Annotated in this window: 18 protein-coding genes and 1 tRNA gene; 12 read left to right on the top strand and 7 right to left on the bottom strand. The window is 53.0% G+C overall.

All coding sequences use genetic code 11. From position 1 onward, the window contains the following. The first annotated feature begins 52 nt into the window (after positions 1 to 52). Positions 53 to 1,120 carry a ribosome small subunit-dependent GTPase A gene (gene rsgA / locus IX84_RS24470; RefSeq protein ID WP_044227069.1) on the top strand — a complete coding sequence of 356 codons (1,068 nt, stop codon included), beginning with the start codon at positions 53 to 55 and terminating at the stop codon, positions 1,118 to 1,120. On the opposite strand, the gene IX84_RS24465 is transcribed toward rsgA, so the two are convergent. After that, positions 1,117 to 1,635, bottom strand: coding sequence for a GAF domain-containing protein (locus IX84_RS24465; RefSeq protein ID WP_044227319.1), 519 nt, complete (start codon positions 1,633 to 1,635; stop codon positions 1,117 to 1,119). The genes rsgA and IX84_RS24465 overlap by 4 nt on opposite strands. Before the next feature lie 81 nt (positions 1,636 to 1,716). After that, a tRNA-His gene (locus IX84_RS24460) sits at positions 1,717 to 1,793 on the bottom strand. A gap of 127 nt (positions 1,794 to 1,920) precedes the next feature. Here IX84_RS24460 and IX84_RS24455 point away from each other — a divergent pair. Continuing rightward, positions 1,921 to 2,688, top strand: coding sequence for a hypothetical protein (locus IX84_RS24455; protein ID WP_044227066.1), 768 nt, complete (start codon positions 1,921 to 1,923; stop codon positions 2,686 to 2,688). A 10-nt stretch (positions 2,689 to 2,698) separates the two neighbouring features. On the opposite strand, the gene IX84_RS24450 is transcribed toward IX84_RS24455, so the two are convergent. Continuing rightward, positions 2,699 to 3,238, bottom strand: a complete 540-nt coding sequence (locus tag IX84_RS24450; protein ID WP_044227063.1) for a hypothetical protein — start codon at positions 3,236 to 3,238, stop codon at positions 2,699 to 2,701. 136 nt (positions 3,239 to 3,374) lie between these two features. On the opposite strand from IX84_RS24450, the gene IX84_RS24445 reads away from it, so the two are divergent. From IX84_RS24445 to IX84_RS24415, 6 genes are all read left to right on the top strand, one after another. Then, positions 3,375 to 3,962 (top strand): Uma2 family endonuclease, encoded by a 588-nt coding sequence (locus IX84_RS24445; RefSeq protein WP_044227315.1) that lies wholly within the window; start codon positions 3,375 to 3,377, stop codon positions 3,960 to 3,962. A gap of 24 nt (positions 3,963 to 3,986) precedes the next feature. Further along, entirely contained in the window at positions 3,987 to 5,420 is a 1,434-nt protein-coding gene (locus tag IX84_RS24440; RefSeq protein ID WP_044227060.1) for an ArnT family glycosyltransferase, read from the top strand. Positions 5,421 to 5,531: 111 nt separating this feature from the next. After that, positions 5,532 to 7,292, top strand: coding sequence for an NAD(P)H-dependent oxidoreductase subunit E (locus IX84_RS24435; RefSeq protein ID WP_044227057.1), 1,761 nt, complete (start codon positions 5,532 to 5,534; stop codon positions 7,290 to 7,292). A gap of 2 nt (positions 7,293 to 7,294) precedes the next feature. Continuing rightward, a complete protein-coding gene (locus IX84_RS32645; RefSeq protein WP_081968924.1) occupies positions 7,295 to 8,569 on the top strand; it encodes an NADH-quinone oxidoreductase subunit B family protein in 1,275 nt (424 codons plus the stop codon). A 2-nt stretch (positions 8,570 to 8,571) separates the two neighbouring features. Then, the gene (locus IX84_RS24420) at positions 8,572 to 10,065 is read left to right on the top strand and encodes a Ni/Fe hydrogenase subunit alpha (RefSeq protein ID WP_044227053.1); all 1,494 of its coding nucleotides are present in this window, start codon (positions 8,572 to 8,574) and stop codon (positions 10,063 to 10,065) included. Between the two features lie 23 nt (positions 10,066 to 10,088). Beyond that, positions 10,089 to 10,556 (top strand): hydrogenase maturation protease, encoded by a 468-nt coding sequence (locus IX84_RS24415; protein ID WP_044227306.1) that lies wholly within the window; start codon positions 10,089 to 10,091, stop codon positions 10,554 to 10,556. A gap of 399 nt (positions 10,557 to 10,955) precedes the next feature. Here the strand turns inward: IX84_RS24415 and IX84_RS24410 are convergent, their stop codons facing one another. Beyond that, positions 10,956 to 11,984, bottom strand: coding sequence for a hypothetical protein (locus IX84_RS24410; protein WP_052516371.1), 1,029 nt, complete (start codon positions 11,982 to 11,984; stop codon positions 10,956 to 10,958). 97 nt (positions 11,985 to 12,081) lie between these two features. Here IX84_RS24410 and IX84_RS24405 point away from each other — a divergent pair, with 97 nt between their 5' ends. Genes IX84_RS24405 through IX84_RS24390 form a run of 4 tightly spaced genes read left to right on the top strand, consistent with a single transcriptional unit; the run spans position 12,082 to position 16,133 of the window. Next, positions 12,082 to 12,801, top strand: a complete 720-nt coding sequence (locus tag IX84_RS24405) for a glycosyltransferase (RefSeq protein ID WP_044227049.1) — start codon at positions 12,082 to 12,084, stop codon at positions 12,799 to 12,801. Then, entirely contained in the window at positions 12,798 to 13,718 is a 921-nt protein-coding gene (locus tag IX84_RS24400) for an aldo/keto reductase (RefSeq protein WP_044227046.1), read from the top strand. Before IX84_RS24405 ends, IX84_RS24400 begins: the two co-directional genes overlap by 4 nt. A gap of 2 nt (positions 13,719 to 13,720) precedes the next feature. Continuing rightward, positions 13,721 to 14,857: an NAD(P)/FAD-dependent oxidoreductase gene (locus IX84_RS24395; protein ID WP_044227042.1), complete on the top strand. Its 1,137-nt coding sequence runs from the start codon at positions 13,721 to 13,723 to the stop codon at positions 14,855 to 14,857. 13 nt (positions 14,858 to 14,870) lie between these two features. Beyond that, positions 14,871 to 16,133 carry an arginine deiminase gene (locus tag IX84_RS24390; protein ID WP_044227041.1) on the top strand — a complete coding sequence of 421 codons (1,263 nt, stop codon included), beginning with the start codon at positions 14,871 to 14,873 and terminating at the stop codon, positions 16,131 to 16,133. A 55-nt stretch (positions 16,134 to 16,188) separates the two neighbouring features. Here IX84_RS24390 and IX84_RS24385 read toward each other — a convergent pair whose 3' ends face one another. The 3 genes from IX84_RS24385 to IX84_RS24375 all read right to left on the bottom strand — a co-directional run bounded on the left by IX84_RS24385 (position 16,189) and on the right by IX84_RS24375 (position 17,309). Then, complete coding sequence (locus tag IX84_RS24385) at positions 16,189 to 16,491, bottom strand: hypothetical protein (RefSeq protein ID WP_160213913.1); 303 nt, start codon at positions 16,489 to 16,491, stop codon at positions 16,189 to 16,191. Continuing rightward, positions 16,470 to 16,916: a hypothetical protein gene (locus tag IX84_RS24380; protein ID WP_044227036.1), complete on the bottom strand. Its 447-nt coding sequence runs from the start codon at positions 16,914 to 16,916 to the stop codon at positions 16,470 to 16,472. The genes IX84_RS24385 and IX84_RS24380 overlap by 22 nt, the downstream gene beginning before the upstream one ends. A gap of 138 nt (positions 16,917 to 17,054) precedes the next feature. Continuing rightward, positions 17,055 to 17,309: a hypothetical protein gene (locus IX84_RS24375; RefSeq protein WP_044227033.1), complete on the bottom strand. Its 255-nt coding sequence runs from the start codon at positions 17,307 to 17,309 to the stop codon at positions 17,055 to 17,057. Positions 17,310 to 17,318: the final 9 nt, after the last annotated feature.

Here is a 17,318-nt window from a genome sequence, read left to right as displayed (position 1 = left end):
ACTTATTTGAACAGGTGGATGTTATCGCTTTATCAACAACGCAGGAAGATCAATGAACCTGGAAGATCTTGGATATAATGAAACCCTTGAGGGCTACCGGCAGGAACATGGCTTTGACCACCATTTAGTGGGCAGGGTGACGGTAGAGCACCGTGAACGCTACATGGTAAGCACCGAAGCGGGAGAATACGACGCTGAGTTATTAGGCAATTTGCGATTCGCGGCTGAATCAAAAAACGATCTGCCCGCAGTGGGTGATTGGGTGGCCCTCTCCGAATACGACGAAGGCAAAGCTCTGATTCATGCGGTTTTTCCCCGGCATACCGTTTTGGAGCGGCAGGCGGTCGGCAAGTTTGGCGAAAAGCAAATCATCGCTACCAATATTGATTATGGAATCATCGTGCAATCAGTGAACCGGGATTTTAGCATCAACCGGTTGGAGCGATACCTGACGCTTTGCCATGCTGCGAAAATACAGCCCCTGATTGTGGTCACCAAGGTGGATTTGATATCGGAAGCGGAGCAGGAAAGTCTGCTCGGAAAAATAAGGTCCCGTATTGCTGATGTCCCGGTTTTTGCGGTCAGCAATGAAACACAAGCTGGAATTGGCGCGCTGAAAAATCTGTTTGTTAAAGGAAAAACCTACTGCCTGTTGGGTTCTTCCGGCGTTGGGAAGTCCTCCCTGATCAATAGCCTGAGCGGGATGGAGCGGATGAAAACCGGAGCCATCAGCGAAGGGATCGACCGGGGCAAACACGTTACCACCCACCGGGAGCTGGTACCATTGGTCAACGGCGCTGTGCTGATCGATAATCCGGGGATGCGCGAAGTGGGCATAACCGATGGCAAAGGGGGGCTGGAAAATACCTTCGAAAAGATTTATGCCCTGGCCGAAACCTGCAAGTTTTCAGATTGTACGCATACCTCAGAAATCGGCTGTGCTGTCTTAGCCGCTTTGGATTCGGGTGAACTGGAGGAAGAAGTGCTGGAGCACTTTTACAAAATGGAAAACGAACAGGCGCATTTCACCTCCACGGTACTGGAGCGAAAAGTCAGGGATAAAAAGTTTGGCAAAATGGTCAGGGAGGTCAAGAAATACAAAAAGAAGACCAAGTACTAAAATACTTCCTTCATCAGGCGCTCCAGGTATTTTTGATCCACTTCATCAAAGGAGTTGTTTAGCGTGCTGTCTACATCAAAAACAGCGATTAGCGCACCATTTTTCCCAAAAACTGGCACTACGATTTCAGAGCGGGAATTAGGGTCGCAGGCAATATGGTCGGTGCCCTGCTGCAGGGCGTGGGTATCAGGCACAATTTGGGTTTTTTCCTCCCGGGCCGCTCTTCCACAGACCCCTTTGTCGTAGCTGATGTGCAGACAGCCCAGGGTGCCCTGATACGGCCCAACCGACAACCTGCGCTCACCGCTTTTAACGTAAAAGCCTACCCAGTAGTAATACGGCAGATAAGTCTTAAGCAGACAGTTAATGGTAGCCATTTTTAGGGTGGCATCCGTTTCCCATTCCAGGTTAGCCTGAATGGCCATCAGGGCCTGCTCGTAGGCTTCCGTTTTTGCCGACCGGTCGAGGTTGACAGAAGGCTTAATGAAATAGGGCATTGCTGCGGATGCGCTCATATCGGTTTTTTGTATTCCAAACATCACCAACCAGGGAGCGGTTGCATAAAAAAAGCCCACCGGGATAACCGACAGGCTTATTGGGGTGGAAGACCGGATTTGAACCGGCGACCTCTGGAACCACAATCCAGCGCTCTAACCAACTGAGCTACAACCACCATTTTACTTTGCCAGAAGCGCTTTTTGACTTCCTTTTTATCAAAGCGATGCAAAGATAAAATAGTTCCGGAATTAGTGAAAAACTTTTTTAGAAAAAACTACTACCTTTATCAAAACGGAAAATCCATGCGCCGACCGATTATTCTATCCTTCCTATTTGCTCTTGGCTTGCTGGCCTTTGGGTGTGCACCGGAAAACGAAGCTGCTCAGGACTTTAGCGTCCGATTACTATGCGAAACCAAGTCTGGTAGTGAAACGGACATTCCCAAAAGTGCCGTTTACACACTTGTTGAGGAGCAAAAAGTCAAGATTGCCAATATTGCCGCCTGCGATAGCATCCCACCTACTGCTTTTTCAGATTATGGCATTCCAGACTCCGCGCTAGCTGCCGCGGGTGGCTGGTACGCCGGGGCAGGAGATTACCTCTATGCTATCCGGGAAGGCGATGCCGTCGTCTACTATCAGGGCTGGCAGGATGAAATGCAGGAAGATGAAGGCTTCCATTACACTCAGCTGGGCGTATACCAAAACGGGAAGTTTGAGTTGCAGCTGCCGCCTACGCGGGAAGAACTCGTGGGGACTTATACCCTTAGCCAGGAAACAGGCTCTCATATCCTGTTCGTAGGCATGCATGAAGATACGCTGATTGGAGAGCATTTTGTACTCGATGGCGTTTTGCCTCCGCTCAATCAGCTGAATGTATTGATGACTGGCATGGCACCTCAGGACTCCGCTACTCTGGATCTTATCGATCAAGGCTTCCGTTTTTCTTCTGCCATGGGAGACGGGACCTTTCAGCGTACGGGAGACGGGCTGGAGGTAAGCCTGAACCTGGACGGGCAGCAGGTGCGCCTGCAAAAAGCCCTTAGCAAGGACTACAGCATACCCCAGTAACAGATTCGGTTTAGTTTTCCCAGAACCGCCAGTTGATGCCTTCTTTTTGGCGGCGTCTTTTCCGTTGTTTTTTCTTCAGCCAGTTGCGCTTCAGAATGACGTAGCGCAGCGAAATACCGGTTTGGGTGTAAACCGTACGTTCTCCGCCAATGAGATTGATGGCCGGCTTGATATCATAAGTCAGGTTGAGCTTGCCGAGTGACAATTCGATCCCACCAATGAGGGTCAGCCCAAAAGGATCCTCGTATGGGCTGCCTTCCGTATTCGTCGGCCCGCTGTCCCAGCCTTTATGCAGCCCGCCGCCCCCGTATATGTTCAATCGTTTGGTAATGAATGGCATGTGTTGCGTACCGAGGAGCGTTACAAGCGCTTCCTCCCGCTGCAGGCTCGTTTGCAGGATAGCCTCAAGGGTGGTCTTATCGAAAATCCGCTGCTTGACTGTCAGTCCCCAGTCGGTCCCCAGGCGCATGCCAAACGCGGTATCATAAGATTGGGCGCCTAGGCTCAGCGCTGTACAACAAATAAAGAAGGTGAGTAATCTTGCTTTCATGTTGCTAGGAACGCAAGACAAGGGTTGCATATTTTCCGGTATGGGGCAATTGGTCTGGGCAAACCGGAATGCCGCCACTGAGTTGAAAGGCTGGCGGAATATAACTATTTTTGAAAGGCATAAATGGAGCAATTTTATGGCAGAGCAGCAAACCGAATACTATTCTATTGAGGATTACCTGGCCCTGGAAGCGCAGGCAGAGGAGCGGCATGAGTATGAAGCAGGGCGGATTCAGGCGATGAGTGGGGGCTCAATTCATCACAGTCTGATCGGGACCAATATCACAAATTCACTCTACAACAAACTTGAGGGCTCGAGTTGCCTGGTGTTGAATGGTGATGCCCGACTTTGGATAGACCATGCTCATTCCTTTGTTTACCCCGATGCCATGGTGATTTGTGGTAAAATTCAAGCAGCGGAGGAAGATCCGAATGCCGTTGTTAATCCGGTTTTGATCGTGGAAGTATTATCAAAATCAACCGTTGGCTACGACCGGGGCGATAAATTCCACAAGTACTGCTCCCTGCCTTCTTTTCAGGAGTACCTTCTAATTGATCAGGACAAACCCGTTGTGGATGTCCTTTTCCGGGAGGAGCCCGGCTACTGGAAGGTGACGACAGCGATCGGGCTGGATCAATCCATCAGCCTGGCAAGTTTAGGCTTTGACATTCCGCTTTCTGCGATCTACCGCAATGTGCAGGACCTGGGTGAGCCCATCTTTTGACACAGCGATCTTTCAAGATAAAGAATGACCAATTCTCCAATTTGGTGGGGCGTGTTGCTCGGGGCGGTTGTCTGCTTCGGTTACGCCTGGCGCTTACACACAAAATCAAAGCACGAAACCGCTGTCTTACTACTGGTGCTGGGCGGCTTTTTGCTGCGCCTTTTCAGCGCCAATGACCCGTTTCTCAGCCCCTGGGATGAGCGCTTCCATGCACTGGTGGCTAAGAATATGATGAGCCATCCCCTTCGCCCCATGCTGTATGTCCACCCCGTTTTGCCCTATCCGCCCGAGGACTGGTCCGCCAATCACATCTGGCTACATAAGCAACCCTTTGCGCTGTGGCTGATGAGTGGCAGCATGAAACTTTTTGGCACCCACTTGCTGGCACTTCGGCTGCCAAGTGTGCTGATCACCACCCTGGGGATAGGAGCGATGTACGGACTGGGTAAGCGCCTATACCATGCCCGTATTGGTTTTGATGCTGCTTTCCTTTGGGCGATACACGGTATGCTGGTAGAGCTGGCTGGTGGGCGGCGGGCTGCTGACCATGTCGACGCTGTATTTGTTGCGCTGATTCTATTCGGGGCGTACTGGGCACTGCGTACGGCACAGCAGAGGCGGATAGGCCTCGCCTTGATTACAGGCCTGTTAACCGGGCTGGCTGTGCTCACCAAGTGGCTTCCCGGGCTTATTATACTGCCCGTCTGGGCACTTTGGGCGATTCACTACCGGCAGTATTCCTGGAAAAGCTGGCTTGGGCATGGCCTGCTGATGACCTGTACCGCATTTGTCGTGGCGGCCCCCTGGCAGATCTACACTCATCAGGCTTTCCCGGTAGAAGCCAGCTGGGAGCAATACTACAATTACCTCCACCTGTTTGAAGGGCTCGAAGGGCACGATCAACCCTGGTATTTCCACCTCAATAACCTACGGATACTGTTTGGCGAATTCATCTACCTGCCTCTGGTTTGGTGGGCATGGGTTAGTATCCGCAAGCGAACGGATGCCAGCCGGTGGGCACTACTGGTCTGGATAGCGATCCCACTGGGGTTCTTCTCCTTCGCTGCCACCAAAATGCCCGCTTACATTCTCATTTCTGCACCTGCTATTTTCCTGATCACCGCCCTGGCCTGGCAGCATTTCAAGATTTACCAATACCGGTTGGGGCGCTGGCGGCGGTTGGTGCAGGTTTTTATACTAGGTTTACTCCTCCTTCCACTCCGTTACAGCCTGGAACGCCTCAAGCCTTTGGATAGAGACGAAGCAGCGTGGGCAAAACGGATTGAAGTGGAAGCCCTGCGGCAACCGTCCCCTGCGGATTCCGTGATTTACTTTAATGTACCTCACCCGATTGAGACGATGTTCTTTCTGGGGGGGACGGCTTATGGGTATGCGCCGGCGCCACAGGTGGTGGATAGTTTGCGGGGGCAGGGCTATCGGGTAATTTTGCGGGAATAGACATTCTGATAAAGGGCTTTTGATGGACGAAAAAAAACAGCTGGTATTGACCAAAATCAGTGCATGGTATTTGAGGAAGGGGTAACTTAATCAGTGACCCAACCCTAGCCTATGAAACCAGCAACCGACCTTCCGGACCGCCGCACGTTGCTGAACGACCTGTGGGCCATTCAGCTGGAAAAGCGGCACATTAGCGATCAGGGCATTAAGACTCTGGCAGCGCGGTATCAGCTTTCTGAAGTGGAAATTGAAGGGGTCGTATCCTTTTATCATTTCTTTCACCGGCAGCCTGCCGGGCAGTATACCATTTATGTCAACAACAGCGTTACCGCGATGCATAGTGGCATGCCTGCCATTATTTCTGCTTTTGAGGAAGCGACCGGCGCCCGGATTGGGCAAACCGACCCTACGGGTACTTTCGGGCTTTACGAAACTTCCTGCATCGGGCTGAGCGACCTGGAGCCTGCCTGCCTGATCAACTTTCAGCCTTTTACCCATCTGACACCCCAAAAGGTAAAGGCACTGGTCTGGCAATTGCGGCGCGGTGTGCCAGTTGAACAACTCGCCAATCCAATTCCTCAGCATCTGCGGTATCAGTTGCCGCCGGACCGGGCAGTGCTCCTCCGCCCTTTTGTTCCCGGAGAAACCCTAAAGCCATTGCTGCAGCTTGACCCGGAGGAGGTCCTTTCCACCCTTGAAGCTTCCGGGCTGAGGGGCATGGGCGGTGCCTTCTTCCCGGTAGGTAAAAAGTGGCGCCTTTGCCGGGAACAGCCGGGCAACGAGAAATACATACTCTGCAATGCCGACGAAGGGGAGCCCGGTACCTTCAAAGACCGTATGCTGCTACAGTACCTTCCGGGGCTGGTCATTGAAGGGATGATACATGCCGCTTATGCTACCGGTGCGGCAGAAGGCTGGATTTACCTGCGTGCAGAATACCGCTGGCTTCTGCCTGAACTGGAAGCGGCGGTAGCAGCGTACTACGACCGGGGATGGCTGGGGGCGCAGATCCCTGCTAAATCCCCTTTCCGGTTTGATATCCACATTCCGTTGGGGGCCGGGGCATACGTCTGTGGCGAAGAGACCGCCATGATGAATTCGCTGGAAGGCTTGCGGGGCGAACCCAGGGTACGGACCTACTTCCCGGTGGAAAGAGGTTACCGCCAAAAGCCCACCGTGGTCAATAATGTGGAAACCTTTGCTGCCGCTGCCCGTGTCCTTGAAATAGGCGCTGAACGATTCGCTGCCCTGGGCACGCCTCAGATGAAAGGCACCCGCCTGCTCAGTATCGCCGGCGATTGTGAGCGCCCTGGGGTTTACGAAATAGAGTGGGGGACCCGCCTTGCAGAGGTCCTGGATTGGGCTGTTGCCAAATCTACGCTGGCCGTGCAAATCAGCGGGCCTTCCGGGCAGTGCATCGACCCTAACTACGGTGACCCGTGCTTCGACTGGGACGACCTGCGGTGCGGGGGCGCCGTGACGATATTCAACACCCAACGCGATCTGCTTCAAATCCTCCGAAACTTTTCGAGCTTCTTTGCTGAAGAATCCTGCGGCGTTTGTACCCCCTGCCGGGCTGGGAATTTCATTTTTACCCGCAAGCTGGACAAACTCGCCAAGGGGCTGGGCCGGGCGGATGACTACGTTGAAATACAGAACTGGAGCAACATCATGCGGCAAACCAGCCGTTGCGGGCTGGGCCGGGCTGCCACCCATGCCTTGCTTACGGCAATGGAGCATTTCCCGGGGTACTTTTCCTGGTATTTTTCTCCTAACGGTGCGGCGGGCGCCCAACCCTTTGACCTGGAGGCGGCGGTCAGCGACTACCGGGAAACGGTGAATAAAACCTTAGGAACCACTAAAACCAACTGATTATGGCAAAGGCTGTTTCCATCCAAATTGACGGTATTGAGGTTCAGGCTGAGGAAGGACAAAACCTGGTGGATGCCATACGCGGAGCAGGCGTGTTTATCCCATCCCTCTGTTATTATGAGCACATTCAGCCACCGTTGGGCACTTGCCGGGTGTGTACGGTGCTGGTCAATGGCAAACCTACTGCTTCCTGCACGGCTACGGTGAGGCCCGGAATGAAGGTGGTGACTCAAACAAAGGAACTGGAGGATGTGCGCAAGGGTATGGTGGAAATGTTATTTGCAGAAGGCAATCATTTCTGTCCGGCCTGCGAAAAAAGCGGCGATTGCGATTTGCAGGGGCTGGGCTACCGGCTCGGGGTGACCGCTACCCGATTCCCCCATCTGTTCGTCAACCGGCTGATTGATTACCGGCCGGAGCGGATGGTCATTGATCACAATCGTTGCATCCGGTGCCGGCGCTGTGTGGAGGAAGTACGTACCGATGCTGGGAAAGCCGTATTTTCTTTTGTGAACCGCGGCAAAGACACAGAAGTAGCCATCGATTACAAAGCTGAAACCGAGTTGACCGAGGCTCAGGCTCTGCAGGCTATGCACCTTTGCCCCGTAGGTGCAATTCTGGTTCGTGGTAAAAGCCTGGCCCGGCCCGTTGGAGAGCGGAAATACGATCAAACAGAGCAAGGTTGGGAAAAGGAAGAAGGAGCGATAGAGGTGCCAACGCCCAAGCCCGGAGCACCCAAAAAAGTAGTGGCGACCACTTCACTGGCCGGTTGCTTCGGTTGCCACATGTCTCTCTTAGATATTGACGAAGAATTGCTGGATGTTGTTGAGCTCGTTGATTTCAATAAATCCCCGCTGACCGATATTAAGGAATTTAGCCGGCGCTGCGACGTAGGTATCATCGAAGGCGGCTGCTGTAACAGCGAAAATGTGGAGGTACTGCGAGCTTTCCGGGAGCACTGTGATATGCTCATTGGTGTAGGGGAATGCGCCATATGGGGCGGACTGCCTGCCATGCGCAACTTCATCCCCATAGAGGAATGCCTGCTCGAAGCCTACGGGCGCACCACCGAGCTGGAGGATAGCAAGGTCGTCATCCCCAAACATGAGGACCTGCCGGAACTCCTCGACCGGGTCTACGGCTGCCAGGAAATCGTACGGATGGACTACTTCATCCCCGGCTGCCCGCCCGATGCCCGGCACATTTGGAAAGTATTGAAACATGCGCTGTTTGGGCAACCCTATGCCCTGACGCATGAGGAATTTAAATACGACTAACCATGCCCAACCAAAAGACCACCAAGATTACCATTGACCCTGTCACCCGGGTAGAAGGGCACGGCAGGGTGACCATTCATCTGGATGAACAGGGTGAAGTCAGCGAAGCCCGCTTCCATATTGTCGAGTTCCGGGGCTTTGAGCGGTTCATTCAGGGGCATCCGTACTGGGAGGTGCCGGTGCTTGTGCAGCGCCTTTGCGGTATCTGCCCGGTAAGCCACCACCTGGCCGCTGCCAAAGCCATTGATCAACTGCATGGACTGATGCCCGGGGACTTGTCGCCCACAGCCACCAAGCTGAGGCGGCTTTTGCACTACGGTCAGGTCTTTCAATCGCACGCTCTGCACTTTTTCTACCTGGCTTCGCCCGACTTGCTCCTTAAGGGAGATACACCGGCAGCCGAGCGCAATATCGTCGGGGTAGTTATGGCCAACAAAGACCTGGCGAAGCGGGGCATTCTGATGCGTAAATTCGGGCAGGAAATTATCAAAGCCATTGCCGGAAAGCGCATACATGGCGTAGCGGCAGTACCGGGCGGTAATTACAAGACCTTCACCCCCGAAGAACGTCGGTTTTTCCTGGATGGGGAAGCTATTCCTTCGGTAGACACCATGATTGAGTGGACACAGGAGACCCTGCAGATGCTCCGGCAATATCACGAAACCAACCGGGCCTGGCTGGACAGCTTTGCGGATTACCCCTCCGGACATCTTGGACTGGTTGGTGCTCAGGGCGAACTGGAGTTGTACGATGGGCAGCTGAGGGCTATTGACGCAAGCGGGCAGCGCACCCTGAACGACGTGCCAGCACAGGACTACCGCAAGTATTTCGGAGAGGCGGTAGAGTCCTGGACCTACCTCAAGTTCCCGTACCTGAAACATCTGGGCAGAGCCGATGGCTGGAACCGTGTAGGCCCACTCGCCCGGCTTAATGTCTGTAGCCATATTGGCACGCCTCTGGCAGAGCAGGAACGGCAGCACTTCTTCGGGTTTTCGGGCCACAGCCCGGTCAACCGGACGCTGTATTATCACTGGGCACGCCTCATCGAAATGTTACACTGTGCCGAAGTTGCCCGACAGCTCCTGAATGATCCGGAAATTCTGAGCGATGACCTGGTTCGGGAAGGACAGCGGCAGGAAGAAGGCGTGGGCGTCGTGGAAGCCCCACGGGGCACGTTGATGCATCATTATCGGGCAGATGAAAAAGGGCAGGTCACCTGGTGTAACCTTATTGTCTCTACCACCCACAACAACGAGCCTATGAATAGGGCGGTAAAGGAAGTGGCGAGACGGGAACTCAGTCGGCAACAGGAGATCACGGAGCCCATGCTCAATCTGGTGGAGATTGCCATCCGGGCCTACGACCCCTGTCTGAGCTGTGCTACCCATGCCATCGGGGATATGCCGTTACGGATTGAATTGTTCAATCATAGCGGTCAACTGATTGGGCAGCGTACTAAAGACAGTTGCCTGTACAATAATCCGCTGGACGTATGACCCGCTTAAATCCCGAGTTAAACATGAATCCACTCGAATCCAAACCGGCAAACGAACTTTTGTTGATTGCCATCGGTAATGATGCCCGGCAGGACGATGGGCTGGGGTGGGCGTTTGGGCAGGCGATGGAGGCAAGTAATGACTTTCAGGGAGAGGTGGTTTACCGTTATCAGCTGCAGGTAGAGGATGCGCTGCTTATCACCGGTTACCGCACCGTCCTATTTGTAGATGCCTGTCGGGAGGAGTTGCCAATGGGTTTTGCGTTCACTCCTCTGCAAGCCGATGCGGATTTCGGGTTTACAACGCATCAGTTGTCACCGGCAACCGTGCTGGCACTGTCGAAGCAGTTGTATGGAGCTGCGCCACAGGCATTTTTGCTGAAAATATCGGGGACAGCATGGGCGTTGGAGCGGGGATTCTCGAAAGCAGGAGCGCACAATTTAGCCTCAGCTTTGAACGAAGCAGAAGCCTTTCAAGTGGCTAAGGAATGAAAGGTTGGAGCGGGATTTGGAGGCTGGGCAGGATATTTTCCCCGCTAATACTGACTCAGCCATATTACTTGAATTATCTAATCTCAAGGTAAGGAATTTAGGGATGGAATGCAATATTGGCGGAAAAGGTGCGCTGACACATTCCGTACCTACAGCACGGACCTGCCTTCAAACCTGGATTATCTACCGATGTTTCTTACCTAAAGGCACGGTATTTATCTATGGTTTACGCTAAACCCGGAATCGTTTTCGGGAATTACTTTAGTACTTCAGTACTCACCCTGTGATGTATACCCTTATTGCTTTCGATAGCTGGAAGAAATAGGGTGCAACTGTACCTTTGTAGCTATCCCCACTGCAAGGAATTGACCCATAAATTTTTGGTTGAATACAGGCTAATCAAAAAAAAGTATCATATTGATTGCGCCGCCCTTCCTGCCTCAACGGCTCCTTGATGGGCTGGTCCAGGTCCAGCACATCGCTGTCGTTGGCGGCCTGAGAAAGCAGGTTTTGTTTTTCGTCTTCACCCAAAATGAGTGAAGTGCTCTCTTTTTCCCACTTTTCCAGCATTTTGAGCCCTTCTTCCTCGAAAATGCCATTTTGGAGGTCGATCGAGTTCATGAAGTTGGAGGACATCTCCATAAAGCGGTCCATTTCTCCCACTTTGTTGGCAACATCATCGGTGATGGCTTCCATAGCGGCATCAAACATCGCGCGCTTGTCCGGGTCGCCCTGCATGATGCTCATAGCGGAGTTCATCGCCCCATGGCTGGCGTGGATGGCTTTGCGCTCCTGCTCCTTGATCATAACCTGGTCCTTCACGTCCTCGGCAAGGATAAGCGAATTCTCGTGCATCTTGGTGAGCACGCGGTACAGTACCTCCATCTTCTGGTAGAGGTCTTCCAGCCGGACGTTGGAGTCCTTCAGCCGGCCAGCTTTGCGCGACTTCAGGATCATCACCGTTTGCTTGTTGCTGGCTTTGGCTTTGCTGGCCAGTTGGAGGTTGGCCTCAATCTCTTTTTTGTTGATGTGGATCAACTCCCGCAATTTGTGCATTTGCCCGCGCAGGATATTGATCTGCTTTTCCATCTGCTTGACCTTCTTTTTGAGGTCGTCCACATAGTTTTTGAGAATGCCGATGGGGTCGAGCTCCACAAAAATGCCGGTAATCCAGCGCATCACGCTGCGGTACATGTACCAGATAAGGTTGCGCATGCGCGGGTCTAGCACCATGTAAACGACGGCAGCCAGTACAGCCAGCATACCTGCCAGGTAGAGCGTATTTTGCGCCAAATCGATCAGAGTCGGCAATGCCGTATACAGCAGGTAGCCGCCACCAACGAGGAGCGCCCCCAGAAAGACAGCGCCAGTGGCGCCTTCGGGGCGCTTCCAGAATGGTTTGGGCTGTACGTGAGAATTGTTGTTCATGATCATCATTGAATTGAGGACTGCAAATAACGCAAAATTCAGGTAGTTTTACAACCGCATTTGTTTATCTTCGCCGCTAATGACCAATCCCGTACGCATGAAGACCTTTGACGTCACCATTCCGGTGCTGAACGAAGAGCCGACTTTGGCCCGGCAGGTAGAGCAGTTGCATGCCTTTCTGAAAACCCATTTCCCAACCGAAGGGCAGTGGCAGATCGTCATTGCCGACAATGGCTCTACAGACCGGACCCTGGAAATCGCGCAGGAACTCAGCAACCGTATCCCGGAAGTCACTTTCGTGAAAGTGCCCCGCCGCGGCGTCGGGCTGGCACTGAAGACCTCCTGGGGGCAGTCTAAAGCAGACATCGTGGGGTACATGGACCTCGACCTGGCCACTGACCTGCCGCACTTCCTGGAAGCCTACCGGGCGATCGCTGAAGAGGATTACGATGTGGTCTACGCTTCCCGCCTGCACCCCAAATCCAAAGTCGTCAACCGGCCCTTCAAGCGTGAAGTGGCCAGCCGGGTGTTCAACCTGTTGCTTAAAACGTACCTCGGTGTAGGCTTTTCAGATGGGATGTGCGGATTCAAATGGCTGAAGCGGGAGGTGTATCCGGAGCTGCACGAAGCCGGGGCGCAAAACGATGGCTGGTTCTTTTCCACGGAGCTGCTCACCACAGCCGAATGGCTCAACAAGCGGATTTACGAACTGCCCGTCAAGTGGACAGATGACGTCAGCAGCAGCCGGGTGGAAATCCTGCCTCTGGCCAAGCGCTACATTAACTCCATGATCGAACTCAAAAAACGACGGCCATGAGCACTGCGCCGACATTAATACTAGGCACTGCAATGTGGGGGTGGACCACCGAACGCGCCACCGCCTTCAAACTCCTTGACCAGTTATACGACCGGGGCTACCGGGAGGTGGATGGGTCCACCAACTATCCCATCAATAAAAACCCGGAGGACTTCCGCCTGGCAGAGCAAATCCTCCTGCAATGGATCAATGCTCACGCTATCAATGATCTCCGTGTGATGATGAAAGTGGGGAGTGTCAATAATATGCGTACGCCGGAGTGCAATTTGTCCAAAAGTTTCCTGCTCATCATGCTCGATGAGTACCGCTATGCCTTTGGGGACAACCTCGACACATTTATGCTCCACTGGGATAACCGGGAGGCTACCGAAGAAATCGAGGCTACGTTTGAGGCTTTTCAGCGCGCAAAGGACCTGGGCTACCGATTGGGGCTGTCCGGTATCCGTCATCCGGAGGTGCATGCTAAGGTGAATGAAGCCTATGGTTTCGACTTCCGCATACAAATGAAACACAACCTGCTGCAATCGGATTACGAGCGCTACAAACCCTTCCACGGGCAGCCCCGGTTCATTACCTACGGAGTGAATGCCGGGGGGATCAAGCTTGATGCGGCGGCTTATCATCAGGGCAGTTCCCTGAAAGCACGGGGCGGAGATACGGACAAGCCGTACCCCATCGTCGGGTCCTTGCAAGAAGTACTCGCGGGGGCCAATGAGCAGCCCGGTCGCCCTGCGGTCTCCAATATGAACCACTGTGGCATGGCTTATGCCTTTCACAGCCCGGATGTAGGCGGCATACTGATTGGCCCTTCCCGGCCGGAGCAATTGGAGCATACGCTCAACTTCCATGAGGCCCTGCAGCGTTATGATTACAGTGATTTTTACGAAGGGCTCAAACAGGTAGCGGCACAATTTTAAATATGGAGCAGTACGATTTCCTGATCGTCGGCGGCGGTATTTTTGGTATATATGCGGCTTTGTTTCTCCGGGGGCAAGGGCAGCGGGTACTGCTCGTGGAGAAGGAAAAGGTATTGCTAAAAAAGGCTTCCATCGTCAATCAGGCGCGGCTGCACAGCGGTTACCACTATCCGCGTAGTGTGGCAACGGCCCGGATGTCCGACGACAACAAAGCGCGCTTTACCGCTGACCATCAGGATTTTATCAACTTTGAGTTCGAGAAGTACTACGCCATCGACCGCTTTGGCTCCTTTACGGATGCCGCGCAGTTCGAACGGTTCTGCGCCTTCATCGGCATTCCCTGCGAGCCGGTGGAGCGCCATCCGTACTTCAACTACCACCGGCTCGAGGCTTTGTACAAGACCGTGGAGTACACCTTCGACCCCATTCTCATCGCAGAATACTACCGGCAGCGGCTCTACGAGGCAAGCCCGGAGGTGACGCCCCGGCTTTTCACGGAAGTGGTCAATGCAGCAGCCGATGGCGACCAATGGCAGGTCGGGTTAAAAGCTCTCGAAAGCGGTAAGCTTGAAACTGTTAAAGCCCGTCAGGTGATCAACGCGACCTACGCCGGTAGCAACGCCATCAACCGCCTTTTTGGCGTGCGCGATATCGACCTGATGCATGAGATTTCAGAAATGGCTTTCGTCAATTCCCCTCAGGTCCGGGATATCGGGCTGACGATTATGGACGGTCCCTTTGGCTCCATTATGCCTTACGGCAAAAGCGGGCTGCTGTCCCTGTCAAGCGTAGCCTACACCCACCATAAAGTCTCCTACGACAACCTGCCCACCTTCGACTGTCAGCAGGTGAACACCAACTGCCGCCCGGACTTTACGGACATCTGCAACTTCTGCCCCGCCAAACCGGCCAGCAATTACCGCAAAATGCTGGGGCAAATCCGGCATTACTTTACTGACAAGGTGGAGTTTCAGTACTTCACCTCGATGTTTACCGTTAAGTCTAAACTTAAAGCCAGTTATATTGACGATGGGCGGCCTACGGAGATATCTGTCCTCCATGAAAATCCCAAGTTTTATTGCATCTTTGCCGGAAAAATCAATTCCATTTACGAGATCGAAAAAGTCGTATCCCTTTAAATCCTAACCAAGTATGGCTGTAACTGTAAACGTGGCTTCAGAAATTGCGCCACTTAAACGCGTGATCATTCACCGCCCCGATGAGGGCATTGCCCGCATTAGCCCAAAGCGGGCCGAAGAGCTCTTGTTTGACGATATCGTGTACCTGCCGCAGATGCAGGAAGAGCACGATGTGTTTTCGGAAATTCTAAAGCACTTTGTAGGAGAGGAGAATGTCCTCGAAACAGAAGACCTCCTCTTTGAAGCCCTGGAGGCTGCCTCGGAAGCCGACAAAAAGGAGATGATCGAGAAAATCATCGATTATGAGGAACTGCCACGCTCCTACGAGGATATGCTCCTGAAACTGGACAACAAAGCGCTAACGGAGACGCTGATCACGGGCTACCTGCAGCAAGAGAATATGATTCTCTTTGATCCTATCCCAAACTTCATCTTCACCCGGGACATCGCGGTTACGGTCAACGACCATGTCATCATCACCAAAGCGGCTAAGGAAGCACGCTTCCGCGAAAATTTCCTCACCCGCTATATTTTTTGGGCACACCCCATTTTCAATGCACTGAGCAAAGAGGGGCGTATCATCAACCTGAACAACGTAGAGCTATTCCCGCCTTCCCGCCGCCGGGAAATGGTGAGTATCGAAGGCGGAGATGTGATGATCATTAACGAAGACTACCTGCTCATCGGTTGCAGTGAGCGGACGACCGCCCATGCCATTCAGTCGCTCAAAGAAGTCCTTTTCAAAAAAGGCGTGGTGAAGCATGTCGTGCAGATCAATATCCCAACCGACCGCAGTTACATGCACATTGATACCATTTTTACGCAAATCAATACCAACCACATCGTGGCATTCAAGCCAATTGTGTTGGATGGGCTTGGTTCTTATGTCGAAGTGTTTTCCTCCAACGGAGCTACCCGTCATTATCCTTCCATTAAGGAGTTTTTCCACGCAGAGATTAACCCGGACATGGAATTCATCCTCAGCGGGGAAGGCATTTCGCCCTATCAGGACCGGGAGCAGTGGACAGATGGCTGCAACCTTGTGGCCCTGAAGCCAGGCGTGGCAATCACCTACGACCGCAATCCTTACACGGAGAAGGCTTTCCGCAGCGCCGGGTATCAAATCATCCACGCTACGAGTATGTTGCAAGCGTTTCAGGATGGTTCGCTCAAGCCGGAGGAGGTGAAAAATACCATCATTGCCTTGCCTTCCAATGAGCTTTCCCGGGCCCGGGGCGGCTCGCACTGTATGACTTGTCCGGTGGAAAGAGGTTGATCTTTTGGTTGAATGGCAGGTCATCTTTCAGGGGATGACCTGCCATCTTAAATGCTTATCGCTCAAACTGTACAGACAGATTCACCTTTGCACTCAGGCCGATGAAGGGGCGCACAAGGAGTTCCTGCCGGCCGCCGGCGGTGGTTTCTTCCAATAAGGTGGCTCCCAGATTCAGGTAAACAAACTGGAAAAGCTTATAGTCCAGACTGGCGTAAATGGGCAGTCCGGTGATAGGGCCAGTGAGCTTTTGCTCGTCTGCATTTTCAAAGTCTTGCAGGAATAAGCCAAATCCAATGTACGTATTGCTGAAAAAGCGGGGCGCGAAGGCACTGTTGCCTAAGGGGAAGGACAAACCCACGTAGGGCGCCGTATCGTAATCCAGGTCTTCCCCAGGTCGCCACTAAAGTAAACGCCTCCGTAACCGGCATTGACAGCCAGGGCGCCTTTCTTAGACTCGGTCGGGCAGTCTTCCAGCAAACGGGCGTCCGCAATTTTGTAAAGTGGTGCGGGCAGCATGCGATCGAGCTCGTCCTGCAGCAGTTGCCGCAGCAGCACCCGTTCTTCAGCCATGCGGACCTGCCCCACGCTTTCCCGCATGCGCATATCCGCCATTTTTTCCATCTGCAGGGCTACCAGGTTGGACAACTCCTGAGCCGGAGCGGCAATACCGGTGCGGTAGTTTTGAAGATCGGCCTGCAGCAAGTCGTTCATCTCCTGTAGTAGGCGCTTAGGTTTGTTTTCCCATTCGATGGTTTTGGACTCCTGAGTGAGCTGCGTTTCCAAAAATAGTTGCAGCCGTTTGTTGAGAGTCTGTACAAGTACTGTCCGCTGCGCATTACTTAGGGTTTGAAAATACAAGACCTCAATATCATAACTGCCGGAGGAGCGGAACTTGTAATTGACAGGCAGGCTGTAGGTCTTTTACTTATTGTCCAGCGGGCGCTGCCATACGGCGGAATGCAGTACGGTGGATTTGCCTCTGGGAGGCTTAATATTCAGCTCGACCCGGTCGATGTAGGAAGGGATGGACCCGGTGAAGAGGATATTCGTCTCCGCCGGAAGCGGGTTGTTATCCCAAATGTAGGTGCTTTCAAAGTCCAGGCTCACTGTTTTGTACTGGGCAAGCAGAAAAAATGGGCATAGTACGAGAAGGAATAGTAAAGATGGCTTTTGCATAGAAATGTG

The sequence above is a fragment of the Phaeodactylibacter xiamenensis genome, from assembly GCF_000759025.1.
Lineage (GTDB): Bacteria > Bacteroidota > Bacteroidia > Chitinophagales > Saprospiraceae > Phaeodactylibacter > Phaeodactylibacter xiamenensis.
Note: the sequence above shows the minus strand (reverse complement) of the source record. Positions and strands in the feature narration are given on the sequence as shown.

Excerpts from the sequence above, each read along its gene's own strand:
- IX84_RS24455 (WP_044227066.1), top strand. The coding sequence starts at position 1,921 with ATGCGCCGACCGATTATTCTATCCTTCCTATTTGCTCTTGGCTTGCTG.
- IX84_RS24440 (WP_044227060.1), top strand. The coding sequence starts at position 3,987 with ATGACCAATTCTCCAATTTGGTGGGGCGTGTTGCTCGGGGCGGTTGTC.
- IX84_RS24420 (WP_044227053.1), top strand. The coding sequence starts at position 8,572 with ATGCCCAACCAAAAGACCACCAAGATTACCATTGACCCTGTCACCCGG.
- IX84_RS24400 (WP_044227046.1), top strand. The coding sequence starts at position 12,798 with ATGAGCACTGCGCCGACATTAATACTAGGCACTGCAATGTGGGGGTGG.
- IX84_RS24405 (WP_044227049.1), top strand. The coding sequence starts at position 12,082 with ATGAAGACCTTTGACGTCACCATTCCGGTGCTGAACGAAGAGCCGACT.
- IX84_RS24465 (WP_044227319.1), bottom strand. The coding sequence starts at position 1,635 with ATGAGCGCATCCGCAGCAATGCCCTATTTCATTAAGCCTTCTGTCAAC.
- IX84_RS24410 (WP_052516371.1), bottom strand. The coding sequence starts at position 11,984 with ATGAACAACAATTCTCACGTACAGCCCAAACCATTCTGGAAGCGCCCC.
- IX84_RS24390 (WP_044227041.1), top strand. The coding sequence starts at position 14,871 with ATGGCTGTAACTGTAAACGTGGCTTCAGAAATTGCGCCACTTAAACGC.
- IX84_RS24450 (WP_044227063.1), bottom strand. The coding sequence starts at position 3,238 with ATGAAAGCAAGATTACTCACCTTCTTTATTTGTTGTACAGCGCTGAGC.
- IX84_RS24435 (WP_044227057.1), top strand. The coding sequence starts at position 5,532 with ATGAAACCAGCAACCGACCTTCCGGACCGCCGCACGTTGCTGAACGAC.
- IX84_RS24445 (WP_044227315.1), top strand. The coding sequence starts at position 3,375 with ATGGCAGAGCAGCAAACCGAATACTATTCTATTGAGGATTACCTGGCC.
- rsgA (WP_044227069.1), top strand. The coding sequence starts at position 53 with ATGAACCTGGAAGATCTTGGATATAATGAAACCCTTGAGGGCTACCGG.
- IX84_RS24415 (WP_044227306.1), top strand. The coding sequence starts at position 10,089 with ATGAATCCACTCGAATCCAAACCGGCAAACGAACTTTTGTTGATTGCC.
- IX84_RS24375 (WP_044227033.1), bottom strand. The coding sequence starts at position 17,309 with ATGCAAAAGCCATCTTTACTATTCCTTCTCGTACTATGCCCATTTTTT.
- IX84_RS24395 (WP_044227042.1), top strand. The coding sequence starts at position 13,721 with ATGGAGCAGTACGATTTCCTGATCGTCGGCGGCGGTATTTTTGGTATA.
- IX84_RS32645 (WP_081968924.1), top strand. The coding sequence starts at position 7,295 with ATGGCAAAGGCTGTTTCCATCCAAATTGACGGTATTGAGGTTCAGGCT.